The 19,080-nt window shown below is 44.4% G+C and carries 14 protein-coding genes; 10 read left to right on the forward strand and 4 right to left on the reverse strand.

All coding sequences use genetic code 11. From position 1 onward, the window contains the following. Positions 1-218 precede the first annotated feature (218 nt). Positions 219-2,273, forward strand: coding sequence for a M13 family metallopeptidase (locus tag ACFFGT_RS21785; RefSeq protein ID WP_377024624.1), 2,055 nt, complete (start codon positions 219-221; stop codon positions 2,271-2,273). Positions 2,274-2,289: 16 nt separating this feature from the next. Here the strand turns inward: ACFFGT_RS21785 and ACFFGT_RS21790 are convergent, their stop codons facing one another. Continuing rightward, on the reverse strand, positions 2,290-3,285 hold the full coding sequence (locus tag ACFFGT_RS21790; RefSeq protein WP_377024625.1) for an acyltransferase family protein: 996 nt from the start codon (positions 3,283-3,285) through the stop codon (positions 2,290-2,292). Between the two features lie 166 nt (positions 3,286-3,451). On the opposite strand from ACFFGT_RS21790, the gene ACFFGT_RS21795 reads away from it, so the two are divergent. Beyond that, positions 3,452-6,346 carry a DEAD/DEAH box helicase gene (locus ACFFGT_RS21795; RefSeq protein WP_377024626.1) on the forward strand — a complete coding sequence of 965 codons (2,895 nt, stop codon included), beginning with the start codon at positions 3,452-3,454 and terminating at the stop codon, positions 6,344-6,346. Between the two features lie 242 nt (positions 6,347-6,588). Here the strand turns inward: ACFFGT_RS21795 and ACFFGT_RS21800 are convergent, their stop codons facing one another. Next, positions 6,589-7,620 (reverse strand): hypothetical protein, encoded by a 1,032-nt coding sequence (locus ACFFGT_RS21800; RefSeq protein WP_377024627.1) that lies wholly within the window; start codon positions 7,618-7,620, stop codon positions 6,589-6,591. 545 nt (positions 7,621-8,165) lie between these two features. Here ACFFGT_RS21800 and ACFFGT_RS21805 point away from each other — a divergent pair. The 8 genes from ACFFGT_RS21805 (at position 8,166) to ACFFGT_RS21840 (ending at position 16,575) form a co-directional block, all read left to right on the forward strand. Then, on the forward strand, positions 8,166-9,212 hold the full coding sequence (locus tag ACFFGT_RS21805) for an AAA family ATPase (protein ID WP_446686301.1): 1,047 nt from the start codon (positions 8,166-8,168) through the stop codon (positions 9,210-9,212). A gap of 111 nt (positions 9,213-9,323) precedes the next feature. After that, the gene (locus ACFFGT_RS21810; protein WP_377024628.1) at positions 9,324-10,205 is read left to right on the forward strand and encodes a DUF58 domain-containing protein; all 882 of its coding nucleotides are present in this window, start codon (positions 9,324-9,326) and stop codon (positions 10,203-10,205) included. Between the two features lie 5 nt (positions 10,206-10,210). Continuing rightward, a complete protein-coding gene (locus ACFFGT_RS21815) occupies positions 10,211-11,179 on the forward strand; it encodes a hypothetical protein (RefSeq protein WP_377024629.1) in 969 nt (322 codons plus the stop codon). Then, a complete protein-coding gene (locus tag ACFFGT_RS21820) occupies positions 11,176-12,180 on the forward strand; it encodes a vWA domain-containing protein (RefSeq protein WP_377024630.1) in 1,005 nt (334 codons plus the stop codon). The genes ACFFGT_RS21815 and ACFFGT_RS21820 overlap by 4 nt, the downstream gene beginning before the upstream one ends. A 4-nt stretch (positions 12,181-12,184) precedes the next feature. Beyond that, positions 12,185-13,225, forward strand: a complete 1,041-nt coding sequence (locus ACFFGT_RS21825) for a vWA domain-containing protein (RefSeq protein ID WP_377024631.1) — start codon at positions 12,185-12,187, stop codon at positions 13,223-13,225. After that, complete coding sequence (locus tag ACFFGT_RS21830; protein ID WP_377024632.1) at positions 13,222-13,971, forward strand: tetratricopeptide repeat protein; 750 nt, start codon at positions 13,222-13,224, stop codon at positions 13,969-13,971. The genes ACFFGT_RS21825 and ACFFGT_RS21830 overlap by 4 nt, the downstream gene beginning before the upstream one ends. Before the next feature lie 23 nt (positions 13,972-13,994). Continuing rightward, a complete protein-coding gene (locus ACFFGT_RS21835; protein ID WP_377024633.1) occupies positions 13,995-15,812 on the forward strand; it encodes a BatD family protein in 1,818 nt (605 codons plus the stop codon). 1 nt (position 15,813) lies between these two features. Further along, positions 15,814-16,575, forward strand: coding sequence for a tetratricopeptide repeat protein (locus ACFFGT_RS21840; RefSeq protein ID WP_377024634.1), 762 nt, complete (start codon positions 15,814-15,816; stop codon positions 16,573-16,575). Between the two features lie 248 nt (positions 16,576-16,823). On the opposite strand, the gene ACFFGT_RS21845 is transcribed toward ACFFGT_RS21840, so the two are convergent. Both ACFFGT_RS21845 and ACFFGT_RS21850 read right to left on the reverse strand, forming a co-directional pair. Then, on the reverse strand, positions 16,824-17,699 hold the full coding sequence (locus ACFFGT_RS21845) for a PfkB family carbohydrate kinase (protein WP_377024635.1): 876 nt from the start codon (positions 17,697-17,699) through the stop codon (positions 16,824-16,826). 192 nt (positions 17,700-17,891) lie between these two features. Next, positions 17,892-19,061 carry a glycosyltransferase family 4 protein gene (locus ACFFGT_RS21850; protein WP_377024636.1) on the reverse strand — a complete coding sequence of 390 codons (1,170 nt, stop codon included), beginning with the start codon at positions 19,059-19,061 and terminating at the stop codon, positions 17,892-17,894. Positions 19,062-19,080: the final 19 nt, after the last annotated feature.

Raw genomic sequence — 19,080 nt, forward strand, 5'->3', positions numbered from 1 at the left:
GGGACGACGTGGCAATCTCATAGCTATGCATAAAAACTCTGCAAGCCTGCTCTGCATCCGACGAGATTGCCGTGCTATCGCTCGCAATGACATGAGTTATTTAATCAATCTACAATCCCGGTGATTCCCGCATATTTTAACCCGAAATATATCCCATATGTTACAAAGGCCTTATTTAAAGGCCTTTGTTTTTATTAAATTTGTTAAAACGCGTTGACATGACCAAACTTTACAAAGGAACCCTCTTTGGCGGAGCCGCTTTGGCTTTATTTGCCCTGAGCGCCTATCAAACAAAAACTACTGATAACCCCGCCGACCCAGTTTACGATAACCTCGATAAATCGGTAAGTCCGCGCGATGATTTCTTTAAATACGCCAACGGCGGCTGGCTTAAACGCAACCCCATACCCGCAGCATATTCAAGCTGGGGCATAGGTAATGTAGTATCAGAAGAACTGCGCGACAGGCTCAAAAAGATCAATGAAGACGCACTGAAGGCCAATCCACCCAAAGGCACATCCACCCAAAAAATAGGCGATTTCTATTATACCGGACTCGATAGTATAAACATTGAAAAGCAGGGAATCAACCCGATAAAAGCACAGCTGGATATCATTGACCAGGCTACTGATATAGCGGGGATCCTGAACGCTGCCGCTATATTAACCACCACCGGTACTCGCAACATTATAGGTAGTGGTGTACGGCAGGATGCCAAAAACAGCGTTAAAACCATGCTGCAGCTGGGGCAGTCGGGGCTTGGCTTACCTAACCGTGATTACTATTTTAAAACCGATGCCCGTACCACAAAAGTACGTACGGATTACATGAATAACCACCTGCCTGCCATGCTGAAGCTTTCGGGCTGGGATGAGCAAAAGGCAACACAGGGCGCAGCAAGCGTGTTTAAAATAGAAAAGTTTTTGGCCGATAGCAGCCGCAAGCTCGAAAACCTGCGCGATCCGTACCACAACTACAACAAAATGACTATAGCCCAGTTGGGCAAGCTTACGCCCAACATCAACTGGCCGGTAATGTTCAGCAAACTGGAATACAAACAGGCTATTGATACGGTAATTGTCGGTCAGCCGGAATATTACAGGGCAGTTAATACCGCGCTTGCCGCTTTTTCGGTTGATGACTGGAAAGCTTACCTGCGCTGGAAACTGATTTCATCATATGCTCCGTACCTCAACACTGCTGCCGATGCCGAAAGCTTCCGCTTCAGCGGCAAGGTAATATCGGGCCGCAAGGAACAACTGCCCCGCTGGAAACGTGTATTGGATACCGAAAATGGCCTAATGGGAGAACTGCTTGGACAGCTTTTTGTGAAAGAATACTTCCCGGTAGAGGCCAAGCAGCGTTATACCGATATGGTTGAGGCCATACGCCAGGCTTACCGCGAGCATATTGCTAAGCTGGACTGGATGAGCCCCGAAACCAAACAAAAAGCATTAATAAAGCTCAACGCCATTCATCCTAAAGTTGGCTACCCTGATAAATGGAAGGACTTTTCGAGTATGGAGATCAGCCGCGAATCGTATGCGGGCAATGTGATGCAGGCCAGGCACTGGACTTACCTGTTCAACATCAACAAATTGGGCAAACCGGTTGACCATACCGAATGGGGTATGACGCCACAAACCTATAACGCCAGCTATAGTCCATCAAACAATGAGATCACCCTGCCTGCTGCACAATTCAGTATCCCTGGAGTAAAAGATAACGAGGTAGATGATGCTGTTGCTTATGGCTATGTGGCTGCATCAACCATTGGTCATGAAATTACACACGGCTTTGACGATGAGGGCCGCCAGTTTGATTCCAAAGGCAACCTTAGGGCCTGGTGGACACCAACAGATTCGGCAAAATTCACCAAACGGGCCAATATGCTTGCCGATCAGTTTAGCAACTATGTAGTATTGGACAGCCTGCACGTAAACGGCAAAGCATCCTTAGGCGAAAACATTGCCGATCTGGGCGGGATTGTATTGGGTATAGATGCATTCAAAAAAACCCGGCAATACAAAGAGGGTAAACTGATTGATGGCCTTACCCCAATGCAGCGTTTCTTTTTAGGCTACGCCCTCGGCTGGCTCGGGCAGCAGCGTGACGAATCATTAGCCAACCAGATCCTGACGGATGTACATGCTCCCGGTTTTTTAAGGGTAAACGGCCCATTTAGTGACGTGCCCGAGTTTTACCAGGCTTTCCACATTAAAAAAGGTGATAAAATGTGGATTGATCCGGATAAGCGAGTTAAAATCTGGTAAGATAGTTGTACCCTTTTCAGGCTTTTGAAGGATATTTAATTTTCTTCGAAAGCCTGAAACATGGAGCTTCAATGAACCTGTAAAAAAGATAAGCAAAAGCAATACTGAAAATAAAGGCACCCGCAAACGCTATTCCTTTTGACATCATCCCATATGGCAATGAGCAATAGAGGTATATAAAAGTCTCCACTTTTAAGCCTATTATTTCGTGAGTGAGATACAGGGAAAAAGAGATCTTAGAGAAAAAAGAGACCACTGAATTACTTTTCAATGGCAGAATCAGCAGCAGTAATGCAAACAAAGAGCCCAGCGCGTGTGCTAAGGTCTGTTCATATATGGCCAATGCGGTAACAATAACGCCTAATATCAAAACTTCAGGAAGCTTTTTTATTCCTTTTCTGTACAGATAGTATAAGATGCCTAAGGTAAAAAAGGTGAGAACACCGGGTAGTAATCCAAAATGATCACCCAGAAACGCTGTAGGAATGCACAATGCCACTACTGCCCATGCTCCCCATTTTTTTATTATGAATGGAAAAGTAATAGCGATAAACAAATAAAACTGAAACTCTATACCTAAAGTCCAATAAACGCTGCTTAAATAGGTGTGTCCGAAAAAGTTATTTAAATAGGCCAAATGGAGTAAAATATCCGTCCAACTAAATTTATAATGATCAAACCAGTAGATATTAACAATTAGTGCTATGGCCATTGAAGCAATATACGGCGGTTCTATTCTGATTAACCTTTTGGTTATAAATTTGCGGGCAACGCTCAGATCATAGTTTTCCGGTATCGACCAGCAAATAATGAAACCCGATAAAAAGAAAAACATTTCTACACCAGCCCAGCCGTAGCCGGTTACAGAACCAGCTATCGGAATCTTCTTTCCGCCTAAATGAAAAACTGCAACAGCTAAAGATGCTATTGCTCTTATATAATCAACCTGTGGGATATGCTGTTTCTGCGTTATTGTCGGTTCGGGCATCAACGAATATATAAATATATTCATTGATGCCCAATCCAACTGTCAAAAATGCAACCTGTGTTATCAAAAGCGTGTCAATTTCAGCGTGTTAACAATTTTTTAATATAAAACACTTTCAATTACAGTAAATTCTATTTACGTTTGAATTTTTTCTTGATGTAGCTTCAAATAATTTTTTACCCTGAAGCACATGTTACGCGTCGATAGTTCCAAACCATGCCAAATTATTTATGCCATTGCCAAGCATGATTACCTATCGTATGTAATTGAGCCTCACATTGTTCAGCTTAACCCCAACGGCGAATTTTCATTAACCCATCAGCGTTTATTTTCCAATACGGCTAAAGAGTTTTGTGAGTTTCTGGACGAGACGGATATCAAACTCGTTAAATTATTGGAGGAAATGGAGCAGGGCAACGTGATTAAAAGGTATTATAAAAAACCAATCCGTCCGTTTGAGTTTTTCTCCAGGATCTTCAACGAGCAGATGTTTGATATGATCCGTCCAAAACTGGAGAAACGGATTGCCGAGGCTTTATCATTACTTTGCGGCAAGCAGGTATACCAGATGAGCAAGGAGGGTTATCCCGGCGAACGTAAGCTCCAGCTGGCCACTGAGGCAGCATCGGTATTATTCCACTTCAGGCGTAATGAAGATGAGATCAGGTATTTCCCTACCATCAAATACCAGGGCATGCGCATTGAGTTCATGTTTAAAAATGCCGAGATCATTTGCAACCACCCGGCCTGGATGCTGCTTGACGATACCCTGTATTATTTTGATAAGGAGATTGAGGGTAAAAAGCTACAGCCCTTCCTGAACAAGCGCTTTATTGCCATACCCAAATCGTCGGAGCAATCATACTTTGAAAAGTTTGTTGCCCCGCTTATCGAAAAGCATAATGTTTACGCCGAAGGGTTCACTATCAATACCGAAAAGTATGATGCCCGGCCCGTGCTTAAACCAATTTATGTTGAAGGGGGCACTTCGCAATTACAGCTGTTTTTTAAATATGCCGGTTATATATTTCCTTATGGCGATGGCAGGCACATTTCTGTACGGATGGAAAAAACCGGCGATGATTACCTGTTTCACCGCATTAAACGCTCAACCACCTGGGAAAAGGGCAAAATGCAGCAACTGGAGCACCTCGGCCTTAAAGTAGCATCGTCATTGTTCCAAAACCTTGAAGTTGCCGGTCATGATGATGACGACGATCGCTCATTTTCGGTTTTTGAATGGCTTAATCAGCATCATGATCAGCTTATTGAACAGGGCTTTGAGCTGGAACAACCCGAAGGGCAAAAACGCTACGTTTTTGGCAGCAGCAAAATTGAACTGGAAGTAACCGAAAATAACGACTGGTTTGATATCAATGCCATGGTGAGCTTCGGCCCATACCGCATCCCTTTTATCCAGCTAAAAAATCATATCCTCAATCATAAAAAGGAATTTACGCTACCATCGGGCGAGATTGCCGTGATCCCCGAAAAATGGTTTTCACAATACGGCAACCTGCTGCATTTTACCGAAGGCAGCAATGAACTCAAACTTCGCCGTCATCATATTGGCCTGGTAACTGACTTGGCCGAAGGCGAAATGGCCAGCGTTACCATGACCCGCAAACTGCAAAAGCTTACCAATTTTGATGAGCTTGAAGATGTGCCGATGCCTGTTAATTTTGAGGGCAATTTGAGGCCATACCAAAAAGCGGGCTATAACTGGTTCCACTTTTTAAAGCAATACCATTTTGGCGGCTGCCTTGCCGATGACATGGGTTTAGGTAAAACCATCCAAACTTTATCCTTACTGCAAAAGCACAAGGAAGATACCGAAAACGCGGGAGGCAAAGCCACTTCGCTGGTGATCATGCCTACTTCGCTCATATATAACTGGCTTAATGAGGCGCGTAAGTTTGCACCGCAATTAAGGCTGATGGTACACACCGGCACCATGCGCTACCGCAGTGCCGAAGTTTTTGCCAATTACGATGTGGTGATCACCACCTATGGCATTAGCCGCATTGATATTGAAATGTTTAAGGATTTCTTTTTTGATTACGTGATCCTTGATGAAAGCCAGAATATCAAAAATCCGTCGTCAAAATCATACCAGGCGGTTAAGCAACTCAAATCGCGTTTTAAGCTGATCCTGAGCGGCACCCCGGTAGAAAATTCGGTTAATGACTTATGGACGCAGATGTCATTCATTAATCCCGGTTTACTGGGTGCGCAGCAGTTTTTCCAAAACGAGTTTGTTACCCCTATAGAAAAGAAAAAGGACGAGGATAAGGCCCGCAAGCTGCAGGCCCTGATCAAGCCTTTTGTGTTACGCCGCACCAAGGAGCAGGTAGCAACAGAGCTTCCCCCAAAAACGGAAAACCTTTTCTACTCCCAGATGACCGAAGAACAATCTTCTGTTTATGAAGAGATCAAATCCGAATACCGCAACGAGCTGTTGAAAAGCCTGGAGGACGGTACTTTTGCCAAAACGCAGATCCAGGTATTACAGGGGTTGATCAAGCTAAGGCAAATTGCCAATCACCCCATCATGATTGATAAAGATTACGAAGGCGATAGCGGCAAGTTTGAAGATGTGGTACACACGCTGAACAACGTGCTCGACGGCGGCCACAAAGTGCTGATATTCTCACAATTCGTAAAACAGCTTAGCATTTACCGCGATCATTTTGAACGTGTTGGCATCCCTTATGTATACCTTGATGGCAGTACCCAAAACCGCGGTGATGTGGTGAAGCAGTTCCAGGAGGATGAAAAGACCCGTGTATTCCTGATCTCGATAAAAGCAGGCGGCGTAGGCCTCAACCTCACCGAAGCGGATTACGTTTTCATCCTCGACCCATGGTGGAACCCGGCCGTTGAACAACAGGCTATTGACCGTACGCACCGCATTGGCCAAACCAAAAACGTATTCATCTATAAGTTCATCACCAAAGATTCGGTTGAAGAAAAGATCCTGGCCCTGCAGCAACGTAAGCTGAGCCTTTCAAGAGCTTTGATCACCACCGAGGAAAGCTTTATCAAATCGCTTACAGCGGAGGATATTAAGGAGATATTGGGGTAGGCTTTTCTTGCTGTAAGAAACACAATAAAAGCGAGTGTCATATACGATAGAGCATGTGTTGGAATGAGTACCGGGGCGAAAGAGAAATCTTATACGCCGTGTAGAGTTGTTATGCATAGTTCATGGCAGGGTGTATAAGATTTCTCCTCACCTTCCCCGCCCGCTCCCCAACCGTTTCGTCGAAATAACAGAAAGGTTTTATGAGAGAAATACGTACTAATGTTCAAAAACTACTTCCCTGCTCAAAAATCCACATACACCAACCTACAAACCTGCTTGCTGCTCCTGTTGGCATCGGTAACAATGAGTGCTCCTTTTTTATACAAAGCTATCCCTTCCCAGTTATTTTTAACACCATCAAATGAGCGTATGTATTTCCACTGTTTACTTTTACGGTTCTCCAACATTACAATAGCTGCGTAAGGATTATTTTGCAAGTAGTTTGGATCAGCTTTCAACTTACTGCCAAGTTCAGGAATAGTTTTGCTTATTGCAGCTTCGGGGCTTTTTACCCAATCGTTGTTTAAATAAGCGTTATAGTCCCCATTCCAGAAATAGTTAATACCGTAAATATGCCCGTTATCGGCCGCGGCAATATCGGTAACCCTGAAATACAGGAATGGTGTTTTGATCTGTTCAGGGGCTTTGTTAAATGAGGTATCTATCAAGTATCCCAATCCTCCCTTAGGCATGGCGTTAAACTCATAATATGCCAGCAGCTTATTTTCTTTAGGCAGATAAGTAACACTTTCAAAACCGGCATTGCTGATTGATGGATATCTCCGGAGGGAAATAAAATGTGCAGGATCAATTGTCACTTCACCTTTAACGGTATCAAGTTTTCCCTTAAGTATAAAACAATACGCATACTTATCATCTGTTTCGATGGAAAGGAACACGGTATTGTTAACAATACTAATAGCTTCAAAACCTTCATAATTAGCTTTAACAGAATCGGGCAGCAAATTCAGTTTTTTTACGCTGATAATTTTATAAGCAGTTAACGCAGTATCCCGGCCGTCAACAACCCGGCCTATACTATCGGTAAGGATACTATACAGGTTAAATGTTCCATCAAGTTTCGTTTCCTTATGATCGCCGTATTGAGGTTCGAGATAAAGGCGATTGTCATAGATGGTCATGCCCGAAAATTCCTCGTTAACTCCGTTGATGTTTTTTGGCAGGGGGATGTTTTTATAAACATGCTGTGCCCTGGCTACCACCGCAGAAAGGATGGCCATGACCAGTGTTAATAGCAATACGCTCTTTTTCATATTGGCATGGGTAATGTTGATTAAATGTAGAGAATAAAGTCGGGAAATTTTTTGCTTTAATCTTGGGCTGCCATAACAAGGAAAGCTGAGCGCATAGTCAACTCACCCGGTCTACGCTTCGCTGGACCACCCTCTCTCCGGCTTTACCGCAAAGAGGGTAGGGAAAATAAAAAAACCAAATCCCCTCTTTACGCTTGCGTAGAGAGGGGTGACAAGCGCAGCGATGTCGGGGTGAGTCGATACGGCGGCAAATTCTTTATTTCTGCATTCGTTACAAACAAGCTCGGGTTATTTAAGCGGGGCACTACCCCCATTCAATAAAACACCTTTTAGCACGTTATATAGTACCAAAAGCGGTTAAATAGTGTATCTTGGGGATTTAACAGGGGCACATTTAACAATTATCACCAAACATTGTGAGTGTTAAACAGATATATCAGCCGCGATATATTATTATTTAACACTTTTTAACATTTATGCAAGGATTTTAGTTGGCGAAAAATTGAGCGGGTGTTTAAGTTTGCCTACCGAAACGAAAAAAATTAATGGAAGAACAAAATAGCTATACAGGAAATGTTGCATCGGCAGCTCCAACGTCGTATTCAACCGACATCAGGGCGCTGAATGAAATGATACAAAGAGAAAGCGCGTTCATCGATCTGCTGATCATGGAGATGGATAAAGTGATAGTAGGACAGCGTTACATGGTTGAACGTTTGCTTATCGGTTTGCTGGCCAACGGGCACATTTTATTAGAGGGTGTACCGGGACTGGCAAAAACCCTTGCAATTAATACACTGGCAAGAGCTATCCAGGCCGATTTTAGCCGGATCCAGTTTACACCGGATTTGCTCCCTGCCGACGTATTGGGTACCATGATCTACAACCAAAAGAAAGAAGAGTTCATAGTGCGCAAAGGCCCTATCTTCTCTAACTTTGTTTTGGCCGATGAGATTAACCGCGCGCCTGCCAAAGTGCAAAGCGCGCTGCTTGAAGCCATGCAGGAACGCCAGGTAACCATTGGTGATACTACCTATAAACTGCCCGATCCGTTCCTGGTACTGGCAACCCAAAACCCTATTGAGCAGGAAGGTACTTATCCCCTGCCCGAAGCACAGGTTGACCGTTTTATGCTGAAAGTGGTGATCAAATATCCTAACAAAGAGGATGAGAAAAAGATCATGCGCGCCAACATTTCGCCGGCCGGTATGGGCAAGCCAAACGCTATCATCAAGCCCGAAGAGATCATCAAAGCCCGTAAAATAGTGCGCGAGGTTTACATGGATGAAAAAATTGAGCAATACATTATTGACATTGTTTTCGCTACCCGTTTCCCTGATCAGTTTAAGCTTGCCAAATACAAAACGCTGATCACCTTTGGTGCATCGCCAAGGGCAAGTATCAGTTTAGCGCTGGCATCAAAAGCATATGCCTTTATTAAACGCCGCGGCTATGTGATCCCCGAGGATGTACGCGCTGTTTGTCATGACGTGTTAAGGCACCGTGTAGGCTTAAGCTACGAGGCCGAAGCCGAAAACATTACCAGCGAGGATATCATTACAGCGATATTGAACGCGGTTGAGGTACCGTAATAGCCCCACCCAAACCCTCCCCGGGAGGGAGGGCTTTAAGAAAAGGGTATTATTTAATTAACTAAAAAATTCAAAAGTCTCCCCTACCGGGGGAGATTTAGAGGGGGCCAAATGGCTAAAGACACCAAGGATCTGCTAAAAAAGGTAAGGAAGATAGAGATCAAAACCCGTGGATTAAGTAACCACTTATTTTCGGGCGAGTATCATTCGGCTTTCAAGGGGCGCGGTATGGCGTTTAGCGAGGTGCGTGAATACCAGATCGGCGACGAGATCCGTACCATCGACTGGAACGTAACGGCCCGCTTTAACGCGCCTTACGTAAAAGTATTTGAAGAGGAGCGTGAGCTTACCGTTATGGTGCTGATGGATGTGAGCGGATCTGAAAATTTCGGCACGCAAAACCAGCAAAAGCAGGATCTGGCAACTGAGCTTTGCGCTGTACTGGCGTTTTCGGCCATACAGAACAATGATAAAGTAGGCATCATATTTTTCAGTGATAAGATCGAGAAGTTTATCCCGCCTAAAAAAGGCCGCAGCCATATCCTGATGATCATCCGCGAGCTGATTGCTTTTCAACCAGAAAACAAGGGCACCAACGTAGCCGAAGCGCTGAAATACTTCACAAGCGTTATCAAAAAGAAATGTACGGCCTTTGTTATCTCTGATTTTATTACTTCGGAGTTTGAAAATGAGCTTAAGATCGCCAATAAAAAGCACGATATCATTGCCTTAAAGCTGTATGATAAACATGAAGAGGAGTTTCCCAACCTGGGCCTCATCCCGGTTAAGGACGAAGAAAGCGGGCATATCATGTGGGTAAACACTGGCGATAAAGCCGTTCGCGACGCCTTTAAATGGGATGCCGTAAAACGCAACGCTGCCCTGCAGGATACTTTTCGCCGTTCGGGGGTTGATTATACTACCATTGGCACACATGAATCATACGTTAAACCATTAATGACATTATTTAAAAAGCGGGAAGGCCGGCGGTAAAATATATGAACAGGTACATCAAATACACCCTGACTATGTTGGTATTGCTTGCAGGCTTTCACCAAACAGGCAGGGCACAAAACTTTGGAGCAAAAGCCACGCTGGATAAAAAATCTATCCTCATAGGCCAACAAACCCAGCTCAATTTAAGCATCCGTTTTCACGCTAAGGACAATATTGGCTTCCCTAAACTGCCCGACAGTATAGGCAAAATTCAGGTAGTTAAATTTAAGGCGGATACTGTTGCCGACAAGGGCGATCAATCCATAAAAACCATTACCAGACATTATACTATCACTGCTTTTGACAGTGGCACCTATGTTATCCCGTCGTATGTGTTTAAATCGTCGGTAGGCGACTTACAAACCGATACGCTGAACCTTGATGTAAGAACAGTGGCGGTTGATACAACCAAAACCTTTTATGACATTAAACAGCCGCTGATAGTTAAATACACTTTCTGGGACTGGCTCCACGATAACTGGAAGCTGGTTTTGGGCATTTGGCTGGGGCTGATTGTGATAGCCGCCGCGGTTTATTATCTTCTTAAACGACCTAAGAAAGAAGTGGTTGTTGAAGAGGTTAAACCCGATATTCCGCTGCATATCCAGGCGCTTCAAAAGCTTGAAGAGATCAAAAACAAGCAGCTTTGGCAGCATGACCAGGTTAAGCAATATTATATTGAGCTGAGCGACGTGGTTCGTGAATACCTCGAAAAACGGTATACCATACAAGCCCTGGAGCAAACATCCGAAGAGATCTTTGCCAGCCTGCGGAATATGGAGATAGCCAGCGAAGACAGGAACCTGCTAAGGCAGCTGCTTGTACTTGCCGATATGGTGAAATTTGCCAAAGAAAAACCGGTTGCCCATGAAAATGAAAAGAGCATGGAAAACGCTGTTACCTTTATTAAAGATACCCAGCCCCATGCCAGGCCGGCCGATGTTAACGTGAAGGGAGATGAGGCAAAATGATTTGGTTTAAAGGAATAGAATTTGCGCATCCCGGGTTTTTTTGGCTACTCATCAGCATCCCGCTTATGGTGGGCTGGTACATCTGGAAACAAAAGCAGCTGCAGGGTAACCTGGCCATGCCTACTATCAGGGGTTTTGCTATGATCACCAAAAGCATGCTGCCGCGTTTCAGGCATTTGGGCATCATATTGCGCTCACTGGCGATGATCGCGTTGATCATTGCGCTGGCAAGACCTCAATCGTCATTGAGCTGGCAGGATACTACAACTGAAGGTATTGATATCGTCATCGCTTCGGATATTTCGGGCAGTATGCTCGCCGAAGATTTTAAGCCCAACAGGCTTGAAGCGGGCAAAAACATCGCTATTGATTTTATCCAGAACCGCCCTAATGACAGGATAGGCCTGGTAGTTTTCAGCGGTGAAAGCTTTACACAATGCCCGCTTACCATCGATCACTCGGTATTGGTAAACCTTTATGCCGATATCAAAAACGGGATGATTGAAGACGGCACCGCCATTGGTATGGGGTTGGCCACGGCCGTAAACCGTTTAAAAGACAGCGAAGCCAAAAGTAAAGTGGTGATCCTGCTTACCGATGGTTCAAACAACTCGGGCTCTATTCCCCCGGTTACTGCTGCCGAAATTGCCAAACAGTTTGGCGTAAGGGTTTATACGGTAGGTATCGGTACAAATGGTTATGCGCCTTATCCTGTTCAAACCCCTATGGGGGTACAATACCAGCGCATGAAAGTTGATATTGATGAAGGCACACTGAGTAAAATTGCCACCATTACCGGCGGTAAATACTTCAGGGCAACAAATAACAGTGCTTTGAAGGATATTTACGAACAGATTGACAAACTGGAAAAAGCCAAGATAGATGTTACCCAGTACCGCAAAAAAACCGAACGCTTTTTGCCATTCGCTATTATTGCACTGGCACTTTTATCGTTAGAATTTTTAACAAAAAACACCCTGCTTAAGGGAGCTTTAACATAACAGCATGCTACGTTTTGCAAATACAGAATTTTTATGGGGATTGCTTGCTATTCCGCTGCTGCTCTTTATTTTTTTGAGGGTAAACTGGTGGAAACGTAAAGCCATAGCCTCGTTGGGCAATAAGGAGATGGTGCTGCAGATGATGCCGCAGGTTTCCTTTTCGCGCCCGTGGATCAAGTTTATCTTTTTCATATTGGCCTATTCGCTGGTTATTGTAGGCATAGCCGATCCGCAGCTGGGTTCAAAAACCGAGGAGGTAAAACGTAAAGGCGCCGACCTCATGATCCTGCTCGACGTATCAAATAGTATGCTTGCGCAGGACCTTGCCCCTAACCGCCTTGAAAACGCCAAACGCGCACTATCCCAATTGATAGATAAACTGCATGACGACCGTATTGGCATAGTAGTATTTGCGGGCCAGGCTTATGTACAGCTCCCGGTAACTACCGATTATGCGGCAGCTAAACTGTTCTTGAACACCATTAATACCGAAATGGTGCCAACACAGGGCACAGCTATTGGTGCGGCAATTAATTTAGGGATGCAGTCGTTTGATTTTAAGAATGGTACCGGCAAATCCATCATCATTATTACCGATGGAGAAAACCATGAGGACGATGCCGTAGCCGCAGCCAAATATGCTTTAGCTAAAAATGTTACCGTAAACGTGGTTGGTGTAGGTTCGGAAGAAGGCGCACCTGTTCCCATTTACCAGGATGGTAAGCAAGTCGGCTTTCATAACGATAGCACCGGCCACCCGGTAGTTAGTAAGCTTGATGAAACCATGGGTAAAGAAATAGCCGAGGCAGGAAAAGGCGTTTACGTGCGTGCTAACAATGCCAACAGCGGCCTTAACATTGTGATGGATGAGATAGCCAAAGTACAACGCAAAATGACGGATACAAAACAGTTTAAAGATTTTGAGGACAGGTTCCAGTTTTTCCTTGCCATAGCCTTTGTACTGTTACTGGCCGAGTTCTTTATTTCCATCCGTAAAAACATGCGCCTGAGTAAGATTAAATTATTTGAAGTAAAAAACACATGAAGCAATATATCATAGCCATTATTTTAGTGCTGCAGGCTTCATTTCTTTTTGCCCAGCAGGAAAAAAAATTTATCAATAAGGGTAACGAGCTTTACCAGCAAAAGAAATATAAGGAAGCTGAAGCAAGTTATCGCCAGGCCATGACCAAAAAGGATAAAACCGTTGAGGGTAATTTTAACCTTGGCGATGCCATGTTTAAGCAGCAAAAATATGATCAGGCTGCCGAACAGTTTAACAAGCTCGCCGCCGCGTCGGCCGATAAAAATGTAAAAGCCGGAGCTTTTCACAATATTGGCAACTCCTTTTTAACCCAAAAAAAATACCAGGAAAGTATCGACGCTTATAAAAAAGCACTCGTTAACAACCCTATGGATGATGAAACCCGGTATAACCTTGCCTATGCCCAAAAAATGTTAAAAAAACAGCAAGACAAGAATAAAGGCGGTGGGGGCAACAATAATAAAGACAAAAACAAGGATAAGAACAAAGACAACAAGGATAAAAAAGACGATAAGAATAAAGACAAGAACGATAAAAAAGACCAGGACAAAAACAAGCAGGACCAGGACAAAAACAAGCAAAACCAGGATCAGAAAGATCAGCAGGGACAGCAGCCAAACCAACTGTCAAAAGATGATGCTCAGCGCATGCTTGATGCCCTCAACAATGATGAGAAGCAAACCCAGGATAAGCTGAAGAATAAAAAATTAAAAGGGGCTAAAGTTCCTATTTCAAAAGATTGGTAAATCTTGTTGTTTTGTAGATACTAATGAAAATTAAACTTTCCATATTAACGCTGCTGCTGTGTTGCTCAAGCCTGGTTTTTGCACAGGTAAAGTTCACGGCATCGGTAAATAAAACCACCATAGGCACGGGCGAGGTACTTGAAGTTACCTTTTCCATCAATGCCAATGGTGATCGTTTTGCTCCGCCTGCTTTCGGCGGGTTCCAGGTAGTTGGTGGACCTAACGTATCCAACAGTATGTCTATGATTAACGGGGTCACCTCGGCAAGCATAGCATACGGGTATGATTTGGTACCGACTAAAGAAGGCGAATTGACCATCGGCCCTGCCACTATTATGTCGGGAGGAAGACCATACAGCACCTCTCCCATTAAAGTTAAAGTAGTAAAAAGCCAGGGTGGACAGGCCAGTCAGCAAGCTCAGCAACAAGGCGGCAACGGCCCCGATAGCCGCAACATTCAAAAAGGGCGTGTAAGCGATATCTCCAAATCATTATTTTTACGTGCCGAAGTTGACAAAACAACCGCCTACCTTGGTCAGCAGATCATGATGAATCTGCGCCTTTATACCCGCGTTAACATCGCTAACGGCGAGCCTGAAAAGATCCCCGATCTTAATGGTTTTTACAGCCAGGAAATTAAAAGCAATAACCCCAACGCCCAATGGCGTACCGAGGTTTTAAACGGCGTACGCTACAATGTTACCGATATTAAACAAACTATCCTGTTCCCCGAGCATGAGGGCAATATCACCATTGAGCCCTCTATCATGAACTTTATTGTAAGGCAGCAGGCCGCTTCATCATCCGGCGATCCCTTCGACGCTTTTTTTGGCGGATATGAGGATGTGAAATATAAGGTTAAAAGCACGCCTGTTGTTATCCACGTAAAACCATTACCGCTGGCAGGCAAGTCTGCTGAGTTTACCGGCGCTGTGGGTAAATTTAATATTGAAGCTTCGCTCGATAAAAATGATATCAAGGCTAATGATGCTATCAATTACCAGGTAAAGGTAAGCGGTACGGGCAACCTGAAATTGCTGAAACCGATCAGCCCCAACTTCCCGACCGATTTTGAGAAGTATGAACCCAAGATCACCGATACGATTACCGAAAGTTCCGCCGGTTCATCGGGCCACAGGAAATACACGTATCTGCTTATCCCAAGGCACCAGGGCGATTTTACTATCGACCCGGTTAAGTTTGCCTACTTTAACCCGGCTACCGGCAGGTACGTTTCGTTAAGCACCCCGGCATTCCATATCAAGGTGGCTAAAGGCTCGGGCGATGGCAGTAATGTTACCGCCTTTTCAAACGCGGGCAAGCAGGATGTTAAGGTGCTGAGCAATGATATCCGCTATATTAAAACCGGCAGCGAGTTAAACGACGTCGGCAGCGACTTTTACGGTTCGGGATTATATTATTTCCTGCTGATCCTGGGCCCGGTAGGTTTTTTAGGGGCGTTAGTTTATGGCAAATGGCGCGATAAAAACAATGCCGATGTGGTAGGTTTAAAAAGCCGCAAGGCGGGTAAAGTGGCGGCCAAACACCTGGCCAGCGCTAAGCAGCAGCTGAATGATAAAAAGGCCTTTTATGAAAATCTGTTCCGCGGTTTATACGGTTACCTGAGCGATAAGCTTAATATCCCTTATGCCGACCTGAACCGTGAAAAGATAGCCTCCGAGTTAAAAGCCCGCTCGCTTGATGAAAACCTCATTAACGAGATGCTGGACACGCTTGACCTTTGTGAAATGGCGCGCTATGCCCCTGTATCGGGCATTACCGAGCAGCAGGTGTTTGATAAGGCACAGAACATGATCAATAACATTGAAAATAAAATATAACATGATGAAGCGCATTATATACTTACTGCTCATCATCGTTATGCCCATGTACGCATTAGCTAACGATGATGCTAATATCTTGCTAAAAAAAGGAAACGACCAGTACGCTAAGGGCCAGTACAAAGAAGCTATAACCACCTACCAAAAAATTGTGGACGATGGGCACCAGTCGGCATTGGTTTATTATAACCTGGGCAATGCTTACTTTAAAAATGAGGATGTGACATCGGCGCTGCTGTACTATGAAAAGGCGCATAAACTTTCGCCGGGCGATGATGATATCAATTTCAATATCCAGTTTGCCAATCAAAAAACAGCCGATAAGGTAGATGCCGGTACCGAATTTTTCATCACCAAGTGGTGGCATTCGTTTATCCTTCGTTTTTCGTTAACTTCTTTAGCTGTGATGACCATCCTGTTTATCATAGCAGGCTCGGGATTACTAATAGCCTACAGGTTTACTAATTCGGTGGGCATTAAAAAAGCATCATTTTATACAGCCTTAGTGTTCTTACTTTTCGGCTTTGCAAGTATGTTTGCAGCAAGCCGCCAGGAGCAATATTTTGATGCCCATCATGGGGCTATCATCTTCAGTACATCGGTAAATGTAAAAAGCGCTCCAACACCAAATGCCAAAAACCTGTTCCTGATCCATGACGGCACCAAAGTTCAGATATTGGACAATAACAACGGCTGGATGAAGGTAAGGCTGGCCAGCGGCAACGAAGGCTGGATCAACGCTTCGGATGCTAAGGAAATATAGTTTTTGGTGGTGAAAGGTTAAAGGCGAAAGGTAATATACTCTCCTTACTTCAACAATTGCTGTCCGTAGACTCCCTTCACTGGTCGAAGTTTAGCGATAGCGTAACTTCGTCCTAAAATGGTGGAAGCATCCTGCTTCCTTGAACCATTAATTGCAGGAAATCACGGTTAAGCTTTCAGCTTAACCTATTTAGGTCCAAGTTACGCTATCGCTAAACTTGAACCAGTATTAGCTTTTTGCTTTAAGCTTCAAACCCTATTCTTCGCTAACAACTCCAGCACATCTTCTTCAGTACCGGTAAAAGGGCCTGATGACTCGATCTTGAAGCTGGCCATAGCGGCTGCAAACTCTCCTGATTCCTGGAAACCCTTGCCTTTGGCGCGCTGGTATAAATAACCTGCCATATAGGTATCGCCACAACCGGTAGCATCGACAACTTCCGATGGCTTGTAAGCCGGCACCTGGTAATAAACACCGTCGGTATAAATAACAGAGCCCATACTGCCCAGGGTAACCACCACCTCTTTAACACCCCATTCGTTCAAAACTTTGGCCCCTTCACGGATATCGGTAATACCGGTCAGCACCTCCAGTTCGTGTTCGTTGACTTTCAGGATATGGATGTATTGCAGGGCTTCGCGTTTTTCAGGCCAGTCAACAGCTATCACATTTTTATCTTCCACCTTACGAAGATAACCTTGTGCATCAAGGGAAAGCTTGCCGCGCTGGGCAAGGGCTTTGATAAATCCTACCGAAATATCATCGGCCAGTAAAGGGCCTAAATGATAAACGCGGGCATCTATTTCATCAAGTTGTTCAATAGTAAAAGGATCAGCTTTTTGCAGTACACGCTGGGTGCGGTGATCCTGGTTAGCAGAGTAAATATTTTCAAAGTAAACCGTTTCGCCGCCGGTAGTGGCATGTACTTCAATTCCCTTGCCGCGGAGTTTTTCAACCACAGGCATTTCGCTCAAAGCAAGCGAAGTAACCAGTGTATAACTCACATCCATATTACGGATAGCGTTTGAAAAGTAAAAAGAAGTACCGCCCGCCATGTGCTTCACCGCTTGCGGCGTTACCACTTTATCTAACGTAATATGCCCTACACAACAAATATCGTACATGAAATTCCCCTATTATGATTTGATAATCAGCCCTTATTATTTAAAACAAACGGCAAATGTAAGAAATAGGATTTGGTGTACAAGCTTATCGGCGTTTTGTGACAAGGAAATCACTTTAGGATTATGCCGGTTTTTCACATCAATTTTTGGATCGGATCGAAGAGCTGCAACTAAAACGCAATTCCCGTATCTTCAAATCTTCACCAACACATCAGCGCCGGCCATTTCGGCCAGATCGTCAAAATATACCGAAGCGAGGTGCTCCCAGCTTAAGCGGCTGCTGTATTGAAGCCCCTCTTCAATAAATTGTTCTCTTAAGCTATTGCTCTTCAGCAATAATTCTATCCTTTCAACATAACAGGCAGCATTATAAGGATCGCATTTAAAACCATTGATGCCCTGCTCAATAAAATCCTTTGAGCCGCCGCCATCGGCAATAACGCAGGGCAAACCAGATGCCATGGCCTCAAGCACCACGTTACCATAAGCTTCGGATACCGAAGGGAACAGGAACAGGCTTGATGATGCGTATAAAACCGAAAGTGTCTTATGATCAACCTTGCCTGTAAATACGGCATTTTTCATCTTCACTTCGCAAGCCTTGCGTGCCACGCCATCGCCTGCAATTATAAAATTGACCTCCGGGTGGTATTCCTGCATTATGGTATAGACCTCAAACAGGGTTTCCAGGTTTTTTTCCCAAACCAGGCGGCTCGCAAATAAAATTGTAGGATTATCATTCCCGGTTAGCGCCTGCACGGTTTTACTGTTTTTATGCCGTGGCGAAAACAGGCCGCTATCCATTCCCCTTTGCCAAAGCTTCATGCGGTAGGTATCAACGCCAATATCAATTAACTCTTCCTTCATACTTACCGAGGGTACGTATACCTGGTCGCACTGGTTATAAAAAACCTTATGGCTTTCGGCCATTATTTGTTTAACCTTATTGATCAGGAAAGGGGTGTGCTTCAGGTAATAATCGATGTAGGAAATAAAGTGGGTATGATAGATACTGATGACCGGCAAGCCACGCTGCGTGGCATATTTTAAGGCAAAATTGCCCAATAACGATGGTGTGGCGATGTGTATAATGTCCGGCACAAAGCTATCTATCTCCTCCTTTAGCTCGCTCATCACCAGGCCCGGTATAGCCATAGTGTAACCAGTATTAATAGGCAGCGTTAGGGCCGGAACTTTTAATGATTCAAAACCAGCTATGCTATCCGGGCCTGCTCCGTATACAAACAAAAATTCAAAAATATTACGGTCAATCCGTTTAATGAGCTGGTACATCGTACGTACCGCACCGTCAAAATCTTCAATAAGTATTTCGGCAAAAAAGGCTACTCTGATCTTTTTCATCTTATTGACTGATTAAAGG

The organism is Mucilaginibacter angelicae, assembly GCF_042434235.1.
In the GTDB taxonomy this organism is placed as follows: domain Bacteria; phylum Bacteroidota; class Bacteroidia; order Sphingobacteriales; family Sphingobacteriaceae; genus Mucilaginibacter; species Mucilaginibacter angelicae.

Excerpts from the sequence above, each read along its gene's own strand:
- ACFFGT_RS21785 (WP_377024624.1), top strand. The coding sequence starts at position 219 with ATGACCAAACTTTACAAAGGAACCCTCTTTGGCGGAGCCGCTTTGGCT.
- ACFFGT_RS21790 (WP_377024625.1), bottom strand. The coding sequence starts at position 3,285 with ATGAATATATTTATATATTCGTTGATGCCCGAACCGACAATAACGCAG.
- ACFFGT_RS21795 (WP_377024626.1), top strand. The coding sequence starts at position 3,452 with ATGTTACGCGTCGATAGTTCCAAACCATGCCAAATTATTTATGCCATT.
- ACFFGT_RS21800 (WP_377024627.1), bottom strand. The coding sequence starts at position 7,620 with ATGAAAAAGAGCGTATTGCTATTAACACTGGTCATGGCCATCCTTTCT.
- ACFFGT_RS21805 (WP_446686301.1), top strand. The coding sequence starts at position 8,166 with ATGGAAGAACAAAATAGCTATACAGGAAATGTTGCATCGGCAGCTCCA.
- ACFFGT_RS21810 (WP_377024628.1), top strand. The coding sequence starts at position 9,324 with ATGGCTAAAGACACCAAGGATCTGCTAAAAAAGGTAAGGAAGATAGAG.
- ACFFGT_RS21815 (WP_377024629.1), top strand. The coding sequence starts at position 10,211 with ATGAACAGGTACATCAAATACACCCTGACTATGTTGGTATTGCTTGCA.
- ACFFGT_RS21820 (WP_377024630.1), top strand. The coding sequence starts at position 11,176 with ATGATTTGGTTTAAAGGAATAGAATTTGCGCATCCCGGGTTTTTTTGG.
- ACFFGT_RS21825 (WP_377024631.1), top strand. The coding sequence starts at position 12,185 with ATGCTACGTTTTGCAAATACAGAATTTTTATGGGGATTGCTTGCTATT.
- ACFFGT_RS21830 (WP_377024632.1), top strand. The coding sequence starts at position 13,222 with ATGAAGCAATATATCATAGCCATTATTTTAGTGCTGCAGGCTTCATTT.
- ACFFGT_RS21835 (WP_377024633.1), top strand. The coding sequence starts at position 13,995 with ATGAAAATTAAACTTTCCATATTAACGCTGCTGCTGTGTTGCTCAAGC.
- ACFFGT_RS21840 (WP_377024634.1), top strand. The coding sequence starts at position 15,814 with ATGATGAAGCGCATTATATACTTACTGCTCATCATCGTTATGCCCATG.
- ACFFGT_RS21845 (WP_377024635.1), bottom strand. The coding sequence starts at position 17,699 with ATGTACGATATTTGTTGTGTAGGGCATATTACGTTAGATAAAGTGGTA.
- ACFFGT_RS21850 (WP_377024636.1), bottom strand. The coding sequence starts at position 19,061 with ATGAAAAAGATCAGAGTAGCCTTTTTTGCCGAAATACTTATTGAAGAT.